This window comes from Vogesella sp. XCS3, from assembly GCF_020616155.1.
GTDB lineage: Bacteria > Pseudomonadota > Gammaproteobacteria > Burkholderiales > Chromobacteriaceae > Vogesella.
The window spans coordinates 882,602-902,801 of record NZ_CP085530.1 but is presented as its reverse complement, the minus strand read 5'-3'; the positions used below and the strand labels follow the sequence as shown (position 1 = coordinate 902,801).

At 61.6% G+C, this 20,200-nt stretch carries 14 protein-coding genes and 1 pseudogene; 11 read left to right on the top strand and 4 right to left on the bottom strand.

Going from position 1 to position 20,200, the window contains the following annotated elements; genetic code table 11:
• Position 1: 1 nt before the first annotated feature.
• The 4 genes and pseudogenes from LCH97_RS18835 to LCH97_RS04105 all read left to right on the top strand — a co-directional run bounded on the left by LCH97_RS18835 (position 2) and on the right by LCH97_RS04105 (position 10,425).
• Positions 2-2,950: pseudogene (locus LCH97_RS18835) on the top strand (ESPR-type extended signal peptide-containing protein).
• Positions 2,951-3,621: 671 nt separating this feature from the next.
• Complete coding sequence (locus tag LCH97_RS18830) at positions 3,622-9,189, top strand: hemagglutinin repeat-containing protein (RefSeq protein ID WP_227305256.1); 5,568 nt, start codon at positions 3,622-3,624, stop codon at positions 9,187-9,189.
• Positions 9,190-9,593: 404 nt separating this feature from the next.
• Positions 9,594-10,193 carry a hypothetical protein gene (locus tag LCH97_RS04110; RefSeq protein WP_227303530.1) on the top strand — a complete coding sequence of 200 codons (600 nt, stop codon included), beginning with the start codon at positions 9,594-9,596 and terminating at the stop codon, positions 10,191-10,193.
• Positions 10,194-10,263: 70 nt separating this feature from the next.
• Positions 10,264-10,425 carry a hemagglutinin repeat-containing protein gene (locus LCH97_RS04105; protein ID WP_227303529.1) on the top strand — a complete coding sequence of 54 codons (162 nt, stop codon included), beginning with the start codon at positions 10,264-10,266 and terminating at the stop codon, positions 10,423-10,425.
• A gap of 171 nt (positions 10,426-10,596) precedes the next feature.
• Here LCH97_RS04105 and LCH97_RS04100 read toward each other — a convergent pair whose 3' ends face one another.
• The 4 genes from LCH97_RS04100 to LCH97_RS04085 all read right to left on the bottom strand — a co-directional run bounded on the left by LCH97_RS04100 (position 10,597) and on the right by LCH97_RS04085 (position 15,114).
• A complete protein-coding gene (locus tag LCH97_RS04100) occupies positions 10,597-12,225 on the bottom strand; it encodes a methyl-accepting chemotaxis protein (protein WP_227303528.1) in 1,629 nt (542 codons plus the stop codon).
• A 187-nt stretch (positions 12,226-12,412) separates the two neighbouring features.
• A complete protein-coding gene (nudC, locus tag LCH97_RS04095) occupies positions 12,413-13,204 on the bottom strand; it encodes an NAD(+) diphosphatase (RefSeq protein ID WP_227303527.1) in 792 nt (263 codons plus the stop codon).
• Between the two features lie 74 nt (positions 13,205-13,278).
• A complete protein-coding gene (locus LCH97_RS04090) occupies positions 13,279-13,809 on the bottom strand; it encodes an ATP-binding cassette domain-containing protein (protein ID WP_227303526.1) in 531 nt (176 codons plus the stop codon).
• 273 nt (positions 13,810-14,082) lie between these two features.
• Positions 14,083-15,114, bottom strand: coding sequence for a nitronate monooxygenase family protein (locus LCH97_RS04085; protein WP_227303525.1), 1,032 nt, complete (start codon positions 15,112-15,114; stop codon positions 14,083-14,085).
• 78 nt (positions 15,115-15,192) lie between these two features.
• Between LCH97_RS04085 and LCH97_RS04080 the strand changes: the two genes are divergently transcribed.
• The 7 genes from LCH97_RS04080 (at position 15,193) to LCH97_RS04050 (ending at position 20,196) form a co-directional block, all read left to right on the top strand.
• A complete protein-coding gene (locus tag LCH97_RS04080) occupies positions 15,193-15,369 on the top strand; it encodes a hypothetical protein (protein ID WP_017509525.1) in 177 nt (58 codons plus the stop codon).
• A 141-nt stretch (positions 15,370-15,510) separates the two neighbouring features.
• The gene (gene rpsB, locus LCH97_RS04075) at positions 15,511-16,239 is read left to right on the top strand and encodes a 30S ribosomal protein S2 (protein WP_017509526.1); all 729 of its coding nucleotides are present in this window, start codon (positions 15,511-15,513) and stop codon (positions 16,237-16,239) included.
• A 73-nt stretch (positions 16,240-16,312) separates the two neighbouring features.
• The gene (gene tsf, locus LCH97_RS04070) at positions 16,313-17,179 is read left to right on the top strand and encodes a translation elongation factor Ts (protein WP_147683613.1); all 867 of its coding nucleotides are present in this window, start codon (positions 16,313-16,315) and stop codon (positions 17,177-17,179) included.
• 94 nt (positions 17,180-17,273) lie between these two features.
• A complete protein-coding gene (gene pyrH / locus LCH97_RS04065; protein ID WP_017509528.1) occupies positions 17,274-17,993 on the top strand; it encodes a UMP kinase in 720 nt (239 codons plus the stop codon).
• A 78-nt stretch (positions 17,994-18,071) separates the two neighbouring features.
• Complete coding sequence (frr, locus tag LCH97_RS04060) at positions 18,072-18,629, top strand: ribosome recycling factor (protein ID WP_227303524.1); 558 nt, start codon at positions 18,072-18,074, stop codon at positions 18,627-18,629.
• A gap of 76 nt (positions 18,630-18,705) precedes the next feature.
• Positions 18,706-19,389 (top strand): polyprenyl diphosphate synthase, encoded by a 684-nt coding sequence (gene uppS, locus LCH97_RS04055; RefSeq protein WP_255619328.1) that lies wholly within the window; start codon positions 18,706-18,708, stop codon positions 19,387-19,389.
• Positions 19,390-19,392: 3 nt separating this feature from the next.
• Positions 19,393-20,196: a phosphatidate cytidylyltransferase gene (locus LCH97_RS04050; protein ID WP_227303522.1), complete on the top strand. Its 804-nt coding sequence runs from the start codon at positions 19,393-19,395 to the stop codon at positions 20,194-20,196.
• The last annotated feature ends 4 nt before the right edge of the window (positions 20,197-20,200 follow it).

The window sequence follows — 20,200 nt, the reverse complement described above, 5'->3', positions numbered from 1 at the left end:
GATGAACCAGCACTGCTACCGCCTTGTTTTCAACACCCACCGCCGCATGCTGATGGCTGTGGCCGAGATCACCCCGCAACAGGGTGCCGATACGTCACCCACCCGCGCCCGGCCTGTAGTTGGCCGCCTGTCTGCGGCGCTGCGGCCACTGGTAGCCTGCCTGCTGTTGGCGCAGGGGGCGGTGTGGGCCTTGCCTGCCGCCGCGCAGATCGTGGCCGACCCTGCCGCGCCAGGTAACCAGCGCCCGACGGTGCTCAGCACCAGCAGCGGTGCGGTGCAGGTCAATATCCAGACCCCGTCCGCCGCCGGCGTATCGCTCAACCAGTACCGCCAGTTTGATACCGGCACCGCTGGCACCGTCCTCAACAACAGCCGTGTCAACGTGCAGACGCAAAGTGCCGGCTGGGTGGCGGCCAACCCGTGGCTGGCTACCGGCAGCGCCCGCGTCATCGTCAACAGGTCAACAGCCAGAACCCGTCGCTGCTGCGCGGTAAGCTGGAAGTGGCCGGGCAGCGCGCCGAGGTCATCATCGCCAACCCGGCCGGCCTGCAGGTCAACGGCGCCACTTTTCTGAATGCCAGCCGTACGGTACTGACCAGTGGTAGCCCAGTAATGCAGGGTGGCAACCTGGACGGCTACCGCGTCAGCGGCGGGCAGGTCAGTATCGCCGGTAACGGCCTGGATACCAGCGCCAGCGACTACACCGCCATTCTGGCGCGCAGCGTGGCGGCCAACGCCGGCATCTGGGCGCAGCAGCTGCAGGTGGGCACCGGCAGCCAGGCGTATGCGGCGGACGGCAGCGGGCAGGGTGCGCTCGCGGCCAGCGGGCCGGCGCCGGCGTTTGCGCTGGACGTGGCCGCGCTGGGCGGCATGTACGCCGGCAAGATTATGCTGGTTGGCACCGAATACGGGCTGGGCGTGCGCAACGCCGGCAAGGTGGTGGCCGGCGCCGGCGGCTTGCGCCTGCAGGCAGACGGGCAGCTGCTGAACAGCGGCACGCTGGGCGCCACCGATGCCGCCGCTGATGTGCAACTGCAAACCGGAGACGTGCGCAACGACGGCACGCTGTCGTCAGCGCGCAACCTGCAGCTGGACAGCAGCGGGCAGCTCAGCAACCAGGGCACCCTCAGCGCCGCACGGCAGCTGACGCTGAACGCCACGCAAGTCGATAACGCCAGCAGCGGCGCCATCGACGCGCAGCGGCTGGCCATCACCACCGTCACCCTGAGCAATAGCGGCCAACTGCGGCAAAGCGGCAGCCAGGCGCTGGCCCTGCAAGCTGGCCAACTGCAGAACAGCGGCAGTATCGGCGCCTTGCCGGCCCAGGCGGCGCCGGGCAGCGGGGCACCTGCCGGGGAGAGCAGCGGTGGCGCCGGCTCGATGGTGGCGCCGCCACTACCGTTACCCGAGGTCGCTCCCGCTACGGGCAGCAGTGTGCAAGCCGCCGCGCCCGAGGCGCTGCCGGCAGGCAGCGTACTGGTAGGCGGGCTACTGGATAACCGTGGCCGCATCTTGGCCAATGGCGGCATCGATCTGGCCAGTCAGGGTGGCTTGGTCAACCACGGGACGCTGGCGCTAGGGCAGCTGCAGGTGGGTGGCGAGCGTTTCGACAACAGCCAGGGCAGCCTCAGCGCGCAAGCGGCCAACATCGACACCCTCAGCATCGGCAACCAGCAAGGCAAGCTGCAAGTACAGGGCGACGCCGTACTGCATAGCCAGGTTTTCGATAACAGGGACGGTCAGATCGGCGCCGGCGGCAGCCTGCAATTACGCAGCAGCCAGCTGGATAACCAGCGCGGCAGCGTGGTGGCCGGTCAGGCGCTGACGGTGCAGGGCGAAGCACTGGACAACCGCGACGGCGTGCTAGCCAGCCGCCAGGACGGTGCCAGCCTGCAGTTGACTACCGTTGACAACCAGCGTGGCCAACTATTGGCCGCCACCACTTTGCAGCTGAGCTCCGATGGCGCGCTGGACAACCGCCAGTGCAGCATTCAGGCCAGCTCGCTACAGCTGCAGGCCGCCAGCGTAGATAACCGTGGGGGCACGCTGGCCGCCGATACCTTGTCCAGCCGCAGTGGTGTGTTCGATAACAGCGGCGGGTTGATGCAGGCCAGCCAGCAACTCAGCCTGGATACACAGGGCCAGGCGCTAACGAATGGTGACAGTGGCAAGCAGCGCGGCATTTTGTCGGGTGGCGGGCTGCAACTGAACGTCGGCGAGCTGGCCAACCTGGCTGGCGGGCGCATCCAGGCTACCGGCCGGCTGCAGCTCGATAGCGGTACGCTACATAACCAGCAAGCCAGCATCAGCGGCCGCGAGCTGGTACTGCAGATTGGCCAGCTGCACAACGAGGGCGGGCAGATTCAAGCCAGTGGCGCCTTGAGCGTTGATACCCATGGCCAGGCGCTGGCCAACGATGCCGCGGCCAGCATTATCAGTGGCGGCCCGCTCGGCCTGCATAGTGCCGGGCTGCTCAACGGTACCGGCAGCATCATTGCCAGCCAGCAAGGCTTGCAACTACAGGCTGACAGCGTGCGTAACGCCGGCCTGCTGGCGAGCCAGGCTGCATTGCAATTGCAGGCAGCCGGGCTGGATAACCGCAACGGCCAGGTGCAGGCCGCCACGCTGGATATTCAGCTGGCCCATGGTGCGCTGGACAACCGCCAGGGCCTGTTGCTGGGCAGCCAGGCACTGACACTACAGGCCGGCAATATCGACAACCGCCAGACCGGTAACACAGAACAGGGTATTCAGGGTGGTCAGCTGCAGTTGGCCGCAGCCGGTATCGATAACAGCCAGGGCCAGGTGCGCAGTGCCGGCAACAGTGTGCTGCAACTGGGTAACCGGCTGGATAATGCCGATGGCACCGTGGCCAGTGGCGGCAACCTGCAGCTGACGGCGGGGGGCGTAGATAACACCCGCGGCCAACTGCAAGCCGGGCAAGACCTGAAGCTGATCGCCGATAGCCTGAGCGGCAGCGGCACGCTGGGCGCCGGCCGGGATGTGGCCCTGCAGCTACAAACCAGCGTGATATTGGCCGGCAGTACCCAGGCAGGCCGCCATCTGCAGCTCACCACACCCGGTAGCCTGAGCCACAGCGGCACCTTGCGCGCTGGTGGCCAGGCCAGCCTGCAGGTGGGTGCGCTGCATAACCAGGCCGGAGCCGAAATCAGCGCCCAGGCGCTAGGTATTACCGTAGCCAGCCGCGTAGGCAACGCCGGCCTGATCGATGCAGGCCAGCTCAACATTCGCGCGCCCGAAGCCATTGTCAACCAGCCGGGTGGCCGCCTGTACGGCGACCGCGTGGCGCTGGCAACGGCCAGCCTGCTCAATCAGTCTGATGCCAGCCGTGCGGCCACCATTGCGGCGCGGCAAGACCTGCAGCTGGGCGTGGGGAAGTTGATCAATGCAGAAAGCAGCCTGATCTACAGCGATGGCAATCTGGCGATTGGCGGCCAGCTGGATAGCCAGCAGCGGGCAACCGGCAGCGCGCAACTGGCTCACAACCAGTCGGCCACCATCGAAGCGCAGGGCAATGTGGCCATTGCTGCCGACACCCTGCGTAACGAGCGGCTACGCACCAGCATTACCCAGCAAAACAGTATCGACGAAACCGCCTACATGCAGGTGGCTAGCTGGCAGGGTAATGGCCACAACGGTGGTGACTTGCGTAACTCGGCCAATTATCGCGCCTATGAAATCCTGTACCTGAACCCGGCGGATATCCTCAGCAACGACACCTTCATCACCCCGGATGGCAAACAGCTGGGGCGCGCTGTGGTGAAACTCACTCCGCAAACCAGCAGCTTCTTTTTTGCCTCTGGCCGTTTGTGGGGAGCCACAGGAGAGCGCTGGCGTACCAGTGTCCCCGCTGAAACCACCCGCACCATTTACTACCTTTGGCGGCAAGATGCCCAGGCTAGCCCGGATCAGCTCGCCGGCGGCGACGACCCCTTTGCCGAGCTCACCCCCAGCGGCGGTGGCGGGGCACCTGACTTTGCCTATCAGTACGACGGCGTACAGTACAGCCCGCAATACGGTACCTGTAAGAACAACTGCATCCAGCTGGTGACGCCCTATCAGCTGGATGATCCCGCCCATACCATTGTTTACCGCCTACAGCACCCCAGCCAGGAGGCGGGTAACGAGGTAGCCCGCATTGCCCACCACACCGCCATCGACGACGTACTGGCCGCTGGTGCCGGCGCTGCCGCCGTCATTCGTGCCGGTGGCAATATGCAACTGAACCCCGGCCAGCTACTGGATAACCGCTACAGCCAGATCGCCGCCGGTGGCAGCCTGCTGGTAGATGGCAGCAGCGAAGGGCAGGGTAGCAGCAAGGTCGTCAACACCGCCGCCACGTTGTACCGCTTGCACCAGTTCAGCAATACCCACATCACCTACGGTATGGGCAGCTACCAGGGCTCGGCGCCCGATATCCGCGAAACCCTGGGCAGCGTGGCTGCCAGCATTAGTGCCAACCCGGCGCTGGTGATCAACGGTGGCGAGGTCAGCAACCTGGACCAAGGCCGCAACGCGCCGCATGTACAAACCCCTGCCGCCCCAGGTGCCGAGGCGGCCAACGTGCGTGGCGGTAGCGATGGCATCATTCGCGTGACCCCGCCAGCGGGCGCCATGCCAGGGCAGGTGAGCACCAGTAGTGTCAATGTCACGCTGCCGCGCAGCAGCTTGTACCACACTACCGCAGCCAGCAGCCCCTACCTTATCCAGACCGACCCTGCGTTTACCCAATACCGCCAGTGGCTGGGCAGCGACTACATGCTGCAAGCCATGGCCATCGACCCTGCCACTGCCCAGCAACGCCTGGGGGACGGCTTCTATGAACAAAAGCTCATCCGCGACCAAGTGGCCCAGCTTACCGGCCGCCGCTTTTTGAATGGTTACGCCAGCGACGAGGCACAATACCGCGCGCTGATGGACAATGGTCTGACCTTTGCCCGCCAGTACGGCCTGCGCCCCGGCGTAGCGCTCAGCCCCGAGCAAATGGCGCGCTTGAGCAGCGACATCGTGTGGTTGGTGGCACAAACCGTCACCTTGCCCGATGGCAGCCAGAAAACCGAACTGGTGCCGCAGGTGTACGTCAAGCTCAAGCCTGGCGACATCAGCGCCGACGGCGCGCTGTTGGCCGCAGACCGCCTGCAGCTCAAGCTGGCTGGCGACCTGACCAACCAGGGCCAGATTGCCGGCCGCCAATTACTCACCATCAACGCCGACAACCTGCACAACCTGGGCGGCAAGCTGCAAGGGCAAGACATCGCCCTGCAAGCGCGTACCGACATCCACAACCTGGGCGGCGAGATTCGCGCGGGCAGCAGCCTGCAGCTGGCCGCCGGGCGCGATATTGCCGTGAGCAGCACTACCCACAGCCAGCAGTACGGTGGCGGCGACAACCGCCTGCAGCAAACCAGCATCGAGCGTGTGGCCGGCCTGTATGCGGATGGCGGAGCCGGCGTGCTGCTGGCCAGCGCCGGGCGCGACCTTACCCTGGCTGGTGCCCAGCTGGCCAACAATGGCAGTGGCGCTACCGTGCTGCAGGCCGGGCGTGACGTCAACCTGGCCACCGTCAGCAGCGGCGAAAGCCGCGACGTACGCTGGAACGCCACCGACCGCCTGCACAGCAGCCAGAAAGCCGAAACCGGCACCAGCATCCGCACCGCCGGCGACCTTGCCATCATGGCCGGGCAAGACCTGAACGCCCGTGCGGCCAACCTGGCCAGTGACAAGGGCGCCGTTGCCCTGCAAGCCGGGCGCGACCTCAAACTGGTGAATGGCGAAAACACCCGCAATGAAGACTGGCAAACGCAGAGCAGCAAAAAAGGCCTGCTCAGCAGTAAAACCACCAATGAAAGCTACCAGCGGCAGCAAACCGACATCGTCAGCAGTAGCGTGTCCGGCCACAGCGTCAGCCTGCAGGCCGGTGGCAATATGGCCATCCAGGCCAGCCAGGTGGTGAGCGATCAGGCTACCCGTCTGCAAGCCGGCGGTAATATCGCCATTACCAGCGCCACCGCCAGCGATAGCTATAGCAGCCAGCGCGACGAGAAAAAATCCGGCCTGATGGGCGGCGGCGGGCTGGGCTTTACCATTGGCAAGGCTGCGCAAGGCAACGTCAATGGTGTCAGCACCACCCTGGCAGTGGGTAGCACCGTGGGCAGCGTGCAGGGCGATGTGGTGATACAAGCCGGCAAAGACCTGCAGCTCAAAGGCAGCGACGTCATCGCCGGGCAGGACATCACGATGGCCGCACAAAACGTGCGCATCGAGCACGCCGAGCACACGCAAACCCAGCAGACCTCCAGCTACAGCAAGCAAAGCGGCCTCACTGTAGCGCTCAGCGGCGGCGTGGTAGACGCCGCACAAACCGCCGTCAGCGCCGCCCAGGCCGCGGGCAACAGCAACAACAGCAGGTTGGCCGCACTGCAAAGCGTCAAGGCCGGTCTGGCGGGTTACCAGGCGCTGCAAACCGCGCAGCAGGGCGGCGGTAGCGGCGAGGTGGCCGACCCGTCGTTTGCGGGTGTGTCGGTCTCGCTGGGCAGCCAGCGCAGCCAGAGCCAAAGCCAGACCAGCAGCAGCAACGCCAGCAGCAGCGAGCTTAACGCCGGGCGCAACGTACACATCATTGCCACCGGCGACGGCAGCAAAGGCGCCGACGGCGTCGCCAATACCGGCGACCTGGCGGTGATCGGCAGCAGCATCAAGGCGCAGAATGTCACGCTCGACGCCGCCCGCGACATCACCCTGCAGTCCGCGCACAACCGCAGCGACACCACCGGCAGTAACAGCAGTAGCGGTGCTGCCATCGGCGTTAGCGTCGGCGTGGGTAGCGGCAAAGCCGGCATCAGCGTGTTCGCCAACGCCAACCGCGCCAGCGGCAAGGAAAACGGCGACACCGACAGCTACACCGAGACCAACATCGCCGCCGGGCAAACCCTCACCCTGCGCAGCGGGCGCGACACCGCCCTCACCGGCGCGCAGGCCAGCGGCGACAGCATTGCGGCCAAGGTTGGCCGCAACCTTACCCTCAGCAGCCAGCAAGATCAGGACCACTACGCCAGCCAGCAGCGCAGCATCAGCGCCGGTGGCAGCGTGGCCATCATCGGTACTGGTGGCGGCGTCAACGCCAGCCTCAGCCGCCAGCGTATCGACAGCCAGTACCAGAGCGTGGCCGAGCAGAGCGGGCTGTACGCCGGGCAGGGCGGCTTCAACGTGCAAGTGGGCGGCCATACCCAGCTGAACGGCGCCGTCATCGCTAGTACTGCCAGCCCCGAGCATAACCAGCTCAGCACCGCCACCCTCGGCTGGCAAGACCTGCAAAACCGCGCCGAATACCGCGTGGAAAGCCAGAGCATCGGCGCCAGCAGCAGCGCCAGTGCCAGCGGCAACCTCGCCGCCAACGCACTGGGCAACGCCAGCACCGTGCTGAACGGCGGCCACACCCAGGGAAGTGCCAGCAGCAGCACGCTGGCCGCCATCAGTGCCGGCAGCCTCACGGTGCGCGACAGCGCCGCGCAGCAGCAAGACATCGCCACCCTGCGCCGCGACGCCACCGGCACCGCCAACGGCCTGAGCCCCCTCTTCAACAAACAAGCCGAGCTCGACCGCCTGCAAGCCATCCAGCTCATCGGCGACATCGGCCAGCAAACCCTGCAGATCGCCAACACCCACAAACGCGCCGAGCTGAATGCCGCTACCGAGCGCGCCAAAGCCGACCCCCTCTACGCCAACAGCGCCGACTACCAGCAGCTGCAAGCCACCTGGGGTAAAGGCGGCAGCGTGCAGCAAGCCGTCACCGCCGTTACCGCCGCGCTGCAAGGCCTGGCCGGGGGCGACGCCAGCGCTGCCATTGCCGGTGCTGCCGCGCCTTATCTGGCCACCCAGATCAAGCAGCTCACCACCGACCCCGCCACCGGCCAGGTCAACACCGCCGCTAACGCCATGGCCCACGCGCTGCTGGGCGCCACGATCGCCGCCGCCAAAGGCGACAACGCCGTGGCTGGTGCCGCCGGCGCCGGTAGCGCCCCGCTGATCGCCGCCACCTTGGCGCAAAACCTGTACGACAGCGACGCGGCCAACCTCACAGAAAGCCAGAAAGACACGGTCGCCGCCCTCACCACGCTGGCCGGCAGCCTGGCGGGTGGCTTGGCTGGTGGCAACGCCGCGTCGGCGCTGGCGGGCGGGCAGGGGGCGAAGAATGAGGTGGAGAACAACTCGCTCAACACCCGTGCCGCCGCCACCCTGATGCAAAAGCTGCGCGCCTGCGCGGGCCGGTGTGATGTGGCGCAGCTTAGCCAGGACATCCAGCAACAAGAACAATACTGGGATAAGGTCGTGGCCGAGCGTTGCGGCGGCGCCGGTGCCAGCCTGGCGGTGTGCGCCAGCACGCTGAATGGCTTGCAGGAAAGCCTGTCCTTCATTTCCAGTGCGCTAGGCATGGCCAAGACCCCGCAGGAACGGGCCCTGCTGCTGGCCACTTACAACGAGCAGGTACGCGACATCAACACCGCGACGGCGCAGTTTGAGAAACTGGGCGCCTCGGCTAGCGTCATTGATACGTTCATGACGCAAACGGCGCTGATTCTGCCGGACTTGGCGTTGTCAGTCGGTGGTAACGGCCGGCCTGAGCTGGCGGTGAAACCAGCGGCGGGTGGGCAGAGTGCAGGCGTGTCGCCGGTTATCGCCACGTCTGGCAAAGTGGATAAGGTTGAGGCGCTATTTGGTCAGACCTTTGCCAGTATTCCCTTGTCGCACACTGCCGGCAAACAGAATGGGGATCTGGGTGAAACGTTGGCGTTGCAGCTGCTAAACGAAAAAACCACGCTGAATTTTCAGCCGTTGCAAAATCTAAGTGGCCACGGTTGTGATGGCTGCGCCGTGGCGATTCATGGCGATACCATTACCGTGGTGGTGATGGATGCCAAGTCGTCCCAGATGGGTGTTGGTGGGGCGAAAAATACGGCGGGGGATCCGGCGGAACGGTTGAATGGATGGCTACAGAATGCTTCTATTTCAGGAGATAAAGCCACACCAGAAAACCAAGTACTGGCAAAGGCAATCCAAAAAGCATTGGACAGCCAGGCTAAAGTGCAGGGCATAACTATTAAAGTAGGAATACCAGCACCAGGTACCACGGGTGCTGCAACATTCAAGGTGGAACCATGGCCGAAGTAAGTTTGCAGTGTGTCAGAATGGATATAAACCCTAAATGGCCGAGGCTCAAAACAATTCTGGGTCGAGAGAGAGCATTGCGGGAGCGGTACGCATTGTTAAAGGTTGATACAACGCTGAATACGATTATTGAATATGTCACGAGAGAGGATGCTTCACCGCAGCAGCTGATCCCGAATAAGCAAAATGTGACTGATTATACAGCGCAAATGAAAGGCAGTACGTGGGCCCACAATGCTTTGGCGCTAGCACCTGAAGACCCTGAGTGGTTGACCCGCGTGGCGAACTGGATGCGTTATTATCAGGTAGGAATACGCCAAGCGTTCTTCTGGCATCACCGTTTTGGTATTTTGGCGCCAGATCATCCTCATGGCTTACGTATGTTAAGTATCGTTAGTAGCGCCAACATGCTTGCCGCTATGGCCATTCTCGGCTGGAAAGATGCAGTCATTTATCAGGGTTACCTCACGCATGCTGCGCTGAATAATGATTACCAGCTGCGGCTGGAGTACCGAGAGGAACACCGCCGGGCGCAGGCTTTCATGTTGCGGCTGTTTGCCAGCTGGGTGGGCGATGCCGACCACGCCTGGCCAGCCTACGCCTACGACGAACCGGTTTACGAAGCCCTGCTGCAGCACTGGCGTACGCCAGATCCGGCGGCGTTGGTGCCGTGCCTGCTGGCAGCCTGTGACCGCCATACCCACCAGGCCGGGCGTGACACGCTGACCAAGTTCTACGACTTCAGCACCGAGTGGGACCTGGGGCGGGTGCCGGTGGAAATCCTGTTGTTGTTCCGGCTGCGCGAATGGGAAGGCCTGGCCAACCCGTTGCTGGGCCATCCGTTGATGGCTGCGCCGTATCATCAGTTACCCCCGCCGCAACCCGTGCCACCGCTGGACGAGTTGATGCAGGGTGTGGTGAAGCGTGCTAACGAGGATTGGCCAGGGGTTTACGAAGAGGTGTTATCGCTAGCGTCACTCAAAGCCAGTGCGACGCAAAAGGGCTAACAATGACCGGAGGCGGGGCATGTACGCCGGCACCCATAGCGGCGCTACCTGCACCCGGTGAGGGCTCAGCGTGTTTGCCAACGCCAACCGCGCCAGCGGCAAAGAAAACGGCGACACCGACAGCTACACCGAAACCCATATCACCGCCGGGCATGTCCTCACCCCGGGCAGCGGGCGCGACACCAAGCTCCCCGGCGTGCTAGCCAGCGCTAACGCTATTGCGGCCAACTGAATCGCCTCTGCTGCTATAGAAACGAGGAGGCGGTTGGTGGGATGCCGCGGCGCTTGTGGACACTCCTGCACAATGGTTGGACCACCACATCAATAGAACAACAGCCCCGCTGATTATCCAGGCGGGGCTGTTGTTTGTCTGCCCGGTATGGCAGGGCGGGTGCGGCCAACCTTAGTTGGTGCGGAAGCGGCTGAAGCTCTGGCGAATTTCTTCGGTGAGCTCGCTCATGCGGGCGGCGGCACGGGCGGCTTCGTCGGCTGCTTCGCGGTTGCGGTGGGCGATGCTGGTAATGCGTTCTACCTCGCGCGATACCTGCTCGCCGGAGCGCGCCTGCTCGGACAGGGCGCTGGCAATGGATAGCACGCTTTGGCCCACGTTTTCGGTGCCGTCCTGGATAGCCACGATGGATTCACCGGCGCGCTGGCCTTGGGTGGCGCTGGTATGGGCACGCTCTACCGACTGGTTCATGGCTTCTACGGCTTGCTGCGAGCTGACGCGGATGGCGCCGATCATCTGGGCGATCTCGCCGGTGGCCTTGGTGGTGCGCTCGGCCAGTTTGCGCACTTCGTCGGCTACAACAGCAAAGCCGCGGCCTTGTTCGCCGGCGCGGGCGGCCTCGATCGCGGCGTTCAGTGCCAGCAGGTTGGTCTGGTCGGCCACGTCACGAATAACCGATACGATGTTGTCGATGGTTTGCGACTGGCGACCCAGCTCGTGGATGCTGCCTGCCGTGCTCTGGATCAGGGTGCTGATGGCGTCCATTTCTTTCACGGCACCCTTGATCACTTCTACGCCGTCGCGGGCGTCGCCACTGGCGTTGCGGGCAGCCATTTCGGCGCTACCTGCACTTTGGTGCAGCTCGCGTACGCCGACGGCCATTTGCTGGATAACTGTTGCCATTTCGTCAGCGGCGCGGTTCTGTTCTTCGCTACGGCTCATCAGGCGTTGCATGGTATCGCGCAGCTCTTGCGAAGCGTTGCCGCTTTCCTGCACGCTGCGCTCTACGGTGCGCAAGGCGTCGTTGAGTTCGCGTGTCATGCGCGACAGGTTGTACAGCAGCGAGCTGTTGTCGCCCTTGCTCAGGTTGACCTCTACGCCCAGGTTGCCATGGGCGATTTCCTTCATCACGGTGGCGGCGTAGTCGGGTTCGCCACCGATCTGGCGGGTAAGGGTGCGTGCTATCAGCAGGGCCACGACGATGCTGGCCCCCACGCTGGCGATGATGGCGATAATCGCCGCTACCATGGTGTCACGCAGGGTGCTGGTCGTGGATGACTTCTGCTCTTCCATCACCTTGGTGTGGTGGGCAATCAGCTTGTCCAGCTGCATGCCCAGCAGGCCTTCCTGTGGCTCCATTTTCTCGCTGACGATGATGGAGGCGTCCCATTTCTGCTTGGTAATCATGGGGATAAGCTTGTCGGTGAGCCGGTTGAATTCTGCTAGCGACTTGCCGATTTTTTCGACCAGTACCAGCTCTTCCGGGTCGGACGAGATTTCCTGCATCAGTTTGAACTGCTGGTTGGCCGTAATGACGGATTTTTTCAGGATCGCCATTTTTTCTTCTACCAGCTTGTCGTCACTCTCCAGCAGGATGGTGCGTGCCGCATTGGTGGAGGCAAGTAGCGAGCCGCTTAGCGTACGCGAGTACTGGATCACCGGAATGCGGTGTTCTACCAGCTCGGAAACACGCGACTGGATCACCGTCAGGCGGTAAAGCGTAAAGGCGGAGCCCAGAACCAATAGCAGGATGACAGCACCAAAGCCCAAGCCCAGGCGCCGTGCCAGCGTCAATTTCCCCATGATTTTTTCCTTGCAGATGTGCTTTGATTGGGTGGTGACGGCTATCGGGTGGCCGTCTGTTTTTTATGTGCTTTGATATTAAAGCGAGTAGGGCTGTTTTTAAAGGACTGAATGGGAAATCGACTGACGGAGCTGGTATTTTTTGATTGGAAAAGCCATGCGTAAAGCATGGGTTGCGGAGTGGTGCTCAGGGGGCCATCTGGCTGCGTAGCTGGCGAATATGTTCTGTAATCAGCACGTAAGCGATGGAGCGCTCGGCTGGTATGGCCGGTAGTGCGTCGATATCGAACCAGGCGGCGTCTTCGATCTCGCCTGGCTGCGGTGTGATGTCGCCACTGTGGTATTCCGCCACAAAAGCCAGCATCAGCGAGTGCGGGAAGGGCCACGATTGCGACATGGCGTAGCGCAGATTGTGCAGGCGTACGCCAACCTCTTCGAACGCCTCGCGGTGTACGCAGGCTTCCAGCGTTTCGCCAGGCTCGACAAAGCCGGCCAGTGCGCTGTACATGCCGGGCGCAAAGTGGGGGCTGCGCGCCAACAATATTTCGCGGCCACGGGTAATGAGCACCATCATGGCGGGGGAAAGGCGTGGGTAGTACACCTCGCCGCATGCGGGGCAATGCCGCCCTTGGTCGTGCGCATGTGCTTGCAGGGGGGCGGCGCAGGCGCTGCAGTAACGGTGTGTCTGGTTGAAGCGGTGCAGCTGGGCTGCGCGGGCCAGCAGGGCGCTGTTGTCGGCCGGTAGCGTATACAGTGCCTGGCGCAGCGTGACTTTCTGCCAGCCATCCGGGGCGGGGCCAATCAGTTCGGCGCTATACAGGTTGGCCGCATCGTTGTGCCCGATAAAGCGAGGCGTGCTGTGCGGGCCGGGTGGTGCGTCGGGTAGCTGATTTTGTTGCAGGTACAGGCTGTTACCGTCGAACAGGCACCAGCGTGTGGGCAGGTGCGGGTTTGCTTGGGCGGGCAGGTGCAGGCTCATGGGCGGCGGCGGGTGGGGTATTGGGCTGATTATTCTACGCCGCGCGGCAGCAGGTGCGTACTTGTCCTGATGATTCAGGCCGCGATGAGTGGTGCTGTCTGGCAGGCTGGTGCGCCTTGCTCATCTAGCTGTATCAGCCAGTGAGCATGATGCAAGTCGGGTAGGCTGCCCTGCAGTGTGCAGACAATAGTGCGGCCGCGCACGGCCAATGCGGCCAACTTGCGCAGTAGTGCTGCACGGGCTGTGGGTGCTAGCAGGTTGGCAGGGTCATCCAGCAGCAGCACGGGTGCGTGGCTGGCTAGCTTTTGTGCCAGGCAGGCCAGCTGGCGCTGTGTTGCTGTTAGCGCGCCCAGCTTTTGCCGGGCCAGCTCGCTCATTTCCACTATGTGTAACGCTTGATTTACGGCTTCGTGATCGATTGCTTGTGGCCGCGCCAGCCAGTGCGGGCGGCTACGGGCTTGCATGACGAAATCCCCCAGCCGTTGCCGGCTGTAGGTGGTGGCCTGCGCGTCCAGGCGGGCGATGGCGACTTGGCCATGCGATAGCGGTTGGCCGAATAGTTGGCCGCAGACTTGCCCCTGCTGCCCGCTTAGCGCATCAAGCATAGCGCTGCGGCTGTGTCGATCCGGGCTGGTAATCAGGGTGAGGCGGTTCGCTGGAATGCGTAAACCATGACATTGCTGGTGGCATCCGGTTGAGGGCAGGCAGGTCTGCAGCTGTTGAATATCGTAGGCAAGCTCAAGCATGGTGTTTTCCGCGAGACGGGGAGCGTTGGCGTGCGCTTTGCATGATGTTTGCGTGCGCATGGCTTATTTGATAATAAATCTCATTATCGAAAAAAGCAATGCGCCTGCGTCATACTTGTCTCGCGGATTTTCTTACCAGCGCGGCAGGCTTTGCTGGCAACTGCGTGCTTCGTCGAGCAGGCGGCTAAACAGCTCGGCCACGCTTGGCACATCGTCAATCAGGCCTTGCACCTGGCCGATCAACTGTACGCCTTGTTGGTGGTTGCCTTCTTCAATCGCCAGTCGGATGGATTCGGTGGCTGCGCCAAATTGCGCCAGCTGGCGCAGGGATTGTGGCTGCGTCAGCATGCCGCCTATCACCACCTTGGTTACCGGCATGCCGAGCTTGCGGCTGACACCCATCGCGCGCCAGCCTGCGGTCAGCAAGCCTAATGGTTTGCGGGTGGCTTTGCGTGCGGTGGCAGAATCCATTACCCGGCACCACAGGCCATCAAAATTCTTGGAATAAATGGTGTCGCCTACGCCGCGCTCGCGGATCATATCCTTGGTGCGCTGGTGCACCGGGCTTTCGCGTGTCATGGCCAGGCGGCTGCCCATCGCGATGCCATCGGCCCCCAGAGCCAGGGCGGCAATCAGGCCGCTACCGGTGCCAAAACCGCCTGCTGCAATAATCGGTAGCGACGACACCTTGCGGATGGCGGGTATCAGTACCAGCGAGGTGGCCTCGCCACCGTGTGCGGCGGCTTCGTGCCCGGTTACCAGCAGGGCGTCGACGCCGGCTTTCTCGGCCGAGATGGCGTGTTTTTCGGTGACCACCGTGGCGATTACTTTACCGCCGTACTCGCGTGCACGTTTGACGATCCAGTCACCTTTGCCCAGCGAAAAATTGATTACCGGCACTTTTTCTTGCAGTGCTACCTCGGCGTTTTCTTTGGCGCCCGGCATCATCAAGGTGCAGCCAATGCCGAATGGTTTGTCGGTTAGCTCGCGGATGCGGCGGATGGCGGCGCGGGTTTGCTCGGCGTTCAGCGGGCCGGTGGCCAGTATGCCCAGGCCGCCTGCGTTGCTGGTGGCGGCAACCAGTTCGGGCACGGCAATGTAGCTCATGCCGGGGCACACCAGAGGGAGGGCGATGCCGAAGGTGTCGGTGAGGCGGGTCTGCATGGTAGGTCACTCTAGTCTGTGTGCTGTGATGCGGTATTCTTGTCAGAATTCCGATAATTTTTCAAACGGACGTTTGATATGTATCTCGTGCTGATTGGTTGGCTGTATGTGGTGCTGATGCTGGCGGTAGCGCAGGAGAGCGCGATTCGCAGCGGCATCATTGTGTTTTTCCTGGGTGTTTTGCCCACTTGGCTCATTTTGTGGATAGTGCGCCGCCGACAGCTGCGCAAGCAGAACCCCGATGGTGATATCTGAATGGCTTGAAGGGTTTGGTTCGATAGTGCTAGAATTGCGAGTTCCCTCAATTTTGGGGGATATCACGCACATCCGTACCAAAGGGTGCCCGCTAGCGGGTTGTCTGTACGGATGGAGGCATAACCCTTTTGGAGATTCAGAATGTCCACCAATGTGACCATGCGTCAAATGCTTGAGGCCGGCGTACACTTCGGCCACCAAACCCGCTTCTGGAACCCGAAGATGGCTCAGTACATCTTTGGCAGCCGCAACAAGATTCACATCATCAACCTGGAAAAAACCCTGCCGCTGTTCGTGCAGGCTCAGGAATATGTGCGTCGTCTGACTGCCAACAAGGGTAACGTTCTGTTCGTGGGTACCAAGCGTCAGGCGCGTGAGATCGTCCGCGAAGAAGCCACCCGTGCAGGTGCGCCGTTCGTGGATCACCGCTGGCTGGGCGGCATGCTGACCAACTACAAGACCGTGAAGCAGTCCATCAAGCGTCTTGAAGACAAGCGTGCCCAGCTCGAAGCTGGCGATCAGTCCGGTTTCAACAAGAAAGAACTGCTGGACCTGCAACGCGACGTTGAAAAACTGGAGCGTTCGCTGGGCGGTATCAAGGATATGAAAGGTCTGCCGGACGCGATCTTCGTAATCGATACCGGCTACCAGAAAGGTGCTGTTGTTGAAGCCAAAAAACTGGGTATCCCGGTAATTGGTGTTGTTGATACCAACAACTCGCCGGAAGGCATCGACTACGTTATCCCAGGTAACGATGACTCCAGCCGCGCTATCCGCCTGTACGCTCGCGGTATCGCCGATGCTGTTCTGGAAGGCCGCGCTCAGGCAATCCAGGAAATCATCGCTGCTGAACCGGCTGCTGCCGAGTAAGCAGAAAAGGGGCGAAAGCCCCTTTTTTTAGACCTCAGTTTCAACGTATCCGAATATATTCAAGGAGTTCACCATGGCGGAAATCACCGCAAAGATGGTATCCGACCTGCGCAATGCGACCGGTCTGGGCATGATGGAGTGCAAAAAAGCACTGGTAGAAGCTGAAGGCGACCTGGCAAAAGCAGAAGAAATCCTGCGTATCAAGTCCGGTGCCAAAGCCTCCAAAATGGCTGGCCGTGTAGCCGCTGAAGGTATCATCGGTTCTTTCGTAGCTGGTGGCGTTGGCGCCCTGGTTGAAGTGAACTGCGAAACCGACTTTGTTGCCAAAGACCCTACCTTCATCGCCCTGGCTACCGCTGCAGCACAAGCTGTTGTAGAAGCCAACCCGGCCGATGTTGAGGCGCTGTCTGCTGTTGTGATCGACGGCCAGTCCGTAGAAGACATCCGCAAGGCTGCCATCGCCAAACTGGGCGAGAACATGACCATCCGCCGTTTCGTACGTTACGAAACCGACGGTGCCATCGCTACCTACCTGCACGGCGCGAAGATCGGCGTGATCGTTGACTTCAAGGGCGACGAGCAAATCGGTAAAGATGTGGCCATGCACGTTGCCGCGTCCAAGCCTATCTGCGTATCCAAAGCCGAAGTGTCTGCCGACACGCTGGAACAAGAGCGCAAGATCTACACTGCACAGGCTGCCGAATCCGGCAAGCCGGCTGATATCGTTGCTAAAATGGTTGAAGGCCGCGTGAACAAGTTCCTGGCTGAAGTGACCCTGCTGGGTCAGCAGTTCGTCAAGAATCCTGACATCACTGTAGAAAAACTGCTGGCCGAAAAAGGCGCTTCCGTAAAAGCATTCGCCATGTTTGTTGTTGGCGAAGGCATCGAGAAGAAAGTGGTTGACTACGCTGCAGAGGTTGCCGCTGCTGCCAAGCTCTGATCGCTAGCTTAAACTGATCGAATCAACGGCACCCTGCAAAACAGGGTGCCGTTTCGCAAATTAAAGAAACTCCAACCGCATGCCAGAGGTAATCATGAGCCAATCCCCCGCCTATAAACGCATTCTGCTGAAACTTTCCGGTGAAGCCCTGATGGGTGATGACAGCTACGGGATTAACCGCAACACCATCCAGCAGATTGTTGGCCAGATCAAAGAGGTTGTCGACCTGGGTGTGCAAGTAGGTATCGTGATTGGTGGCGGTAATATTTTCCGCGGCGTAGCGCCTGCCGCAGCCGGCATGGATCGTGCCACGGCGGATTACATGGGCATGATGGCCACGGTAATGAACGCGCTGGCGCTGAAAGACGCCATGACCAAGGCCGGCCTGATTGCACGTGTGCAGTCCGCGCTGACCATGCAGCAGATTGCCGAGCCGTATGTGCGCGGCAAGGCCATGCAGTACCTGGAAGAGGGCAAGGTTGTGATCTTTGCCGCAGGTACCGGCAACCCGTTCTTTACCACTGACACGGCAGCCGCGCTGCGTGGCATGGAAATGAACGTGGACATCATGTTGAAAGCGACCAAGGTAGATGGCGTCTATACCGATGATCCGAAAAAGAACCCGGATGCCGTGCGCTACCAGACCCTGACATTTGACGAAGCCATCTCGCGCAACCTGAAAGTCATGGACGCGACTGCCTTTGCCCTGTGCCGTGACCAGCAACTGAACATCAAGGTATTCAGCATCTTCAAGCAAGGCGCGTTGACCCGCGTGGTGCTTGGCGAAGACGAAGGCACGCTGGTACACTGCTGATTTTAACGAATCCTCATAGGCGGAAACGGCGCAAAGCCGCTTTCCGCCTTGTTTTTCAGAAAGACAACGGGAGTAATCATGATCAATGACGTGAAGAAGTCGGCCGAGCACAAAATGCAAAAAACGCTCGAAACCTTCAAGACCGATCTGGCCAAAGTGCGCACCGGTCGCGCACACGCCGGCCTGTTGGACCACGTTATGGTGGACTACTACGGTAGCGACGTGCCTGTAAATCAGGTGGCTAACGTTACCAACATCGATGCACGTACGCTGGGCGTACAGGCTTGGGAAAAGAGCATGGTTGCCAAGATCGAAAAAGCGATCCGCGATAGCGACCTGGGCCTGAACCCATCCTCCATGGGTGAGCTGATTCGCGTGCCGATGCCGGCGCTGACCGAAGAGCGCCGCCGTGACCTGATCAAAGTGGTGCGTGCCGAAGCTGAAGGTGCGCGCGTGGCCGTGCGTAACGTACGCCGCGATGCCAACAACGACTTCAAGAACCTGCTGAAAGATAAAGACATCACCGAGGATGAAGAGCGCCGCGGCCAGGACGATATCCAGAAGCTGACCGACAAATACATTGCCGAAGTCGATAAAGCGCTTGCTACCAAAGAAGCTGAACTGCTGGCCGTATAAGGGGTAGCCCTTGTTTGCAAGTTCTACTCAAGATGTGCCCGAGGCGCCGGCGGTGCCTCGGCATATCGCCATCATTATGGATGGCAACGGGCGCTGGGCCAAAAAGCGCTTTCTGCCCCGCGTAGCAGGGCACAAGCGCGGCCTGGACGCCGTGCGTGACACGGTAAAAGCCTGCAGCGAGCTGGGTGTGGAGTTTCTGACCCTGTTTGCTTTCTCCACCGAAAACTGGCGCCGTCCGGAAGAGGAAGTCACCTTCCTGATGGAGCTGTTTTTCGTGGCGCTGGAGCGGGAGGTTGAGCGCCTGCATCGCAACAATATCCGCCTGAAGGTCATTGGTTCGCGCGAGCGCTTTTCCAGTGCCATCCTGGCGCGTATTGATGCAGCAGAGAGCCTGACTGCGGCCAACACTGGCCTGACGCTGACGGTGGCGGCCGATTACGGCGGGCGCTGGGATGTCTTGCAAGCGGTAGCCCGCCTGCAGGCACAAGGGGTAACGCAGATAGACGAAGCCGCGTTGGCCGCCAATTTGTCTACTGCCTACGCGCCCGAGCCGGACCTGTTTATCCGCACCGGTGGCGAGCAGCGCATCAGCAACTTCCTGCTATGGCAGCTGGCGTATAGCGAGCTGTATTTTACCGACCTGCTGTGGCCCGACTTCGACCGCAAGGCGCTGGAAGGCGCGCTGGCGTCTTTTCATGCGCGCGAACGCCGTTTTGGCCGCACCAGTGAACAGCTGCCCGAAGCGCAACGCCGAGGCTAATTCATGCTGAAAACGCGTATTCTCACGGCGCTCGTCCTGCTTCCTTTGATGCTGGCGGCGCTGTTTTTCTTTCCTCCCCATGTCTGGGCTGCTTTTTCCTGGCTGATCATCGGCTTGGCACTATGGGAATACAGCCGTATGGCACGTATTACCGGCCCGCTGCAATGGGGTTATCTGGCCGCATGTACGGCGCTGGCTGCTGCGGCGTGGTGGGTGGCTTACATGCCAAGCGCCCTGGCGATGAGCGCTTCGCTGCTGGTATGGCTGGTTTTGGCGCCAATGTGGTTGCGCAAACGCTGGGCCATTCCCACCGGGCTGCCAGCCATGCTGCTGGGCATATTGCTGATGTTTCCCGCCTGGTTTGCTTTTCTGGCGTGGCATCCGGATAACTCGGCCATCAGCGGCAAGCAGTTGCTGGCGGTGATGGGTCTGGTTTGGGTGGCCGATGTGGCGGCGTATTTCGCCGGTAAAACCTTTGGCAAACACAAGCTGGCTCCGGCCATTAGCCCGGGCAAAAGCTGGGAAGGCGTCGCAGGTGCGGTGGTGGGTGTGGCTGCTTATGTCTGGTTCGTTAATGATCTGGGCTGGCTGAACATTCCGTTGCCGCTGGTGGTGCTGTTGCCACTGGCCATGGGGCTGACTGCGGTGAGCGTAGTGGGCGATTTGCTGGAGTCCTGGTTCAAGCGCAGTGCTGGCATCAAGGATAGCAGCAGCCTGTTGCCAGGCCACGGTGGCGTCTACGACCGTATCGATAGCCTGATTGCCGTTCTGGCTGTATCGCACGCGCTGCGTTTGCTGCTTGCATGAGTAC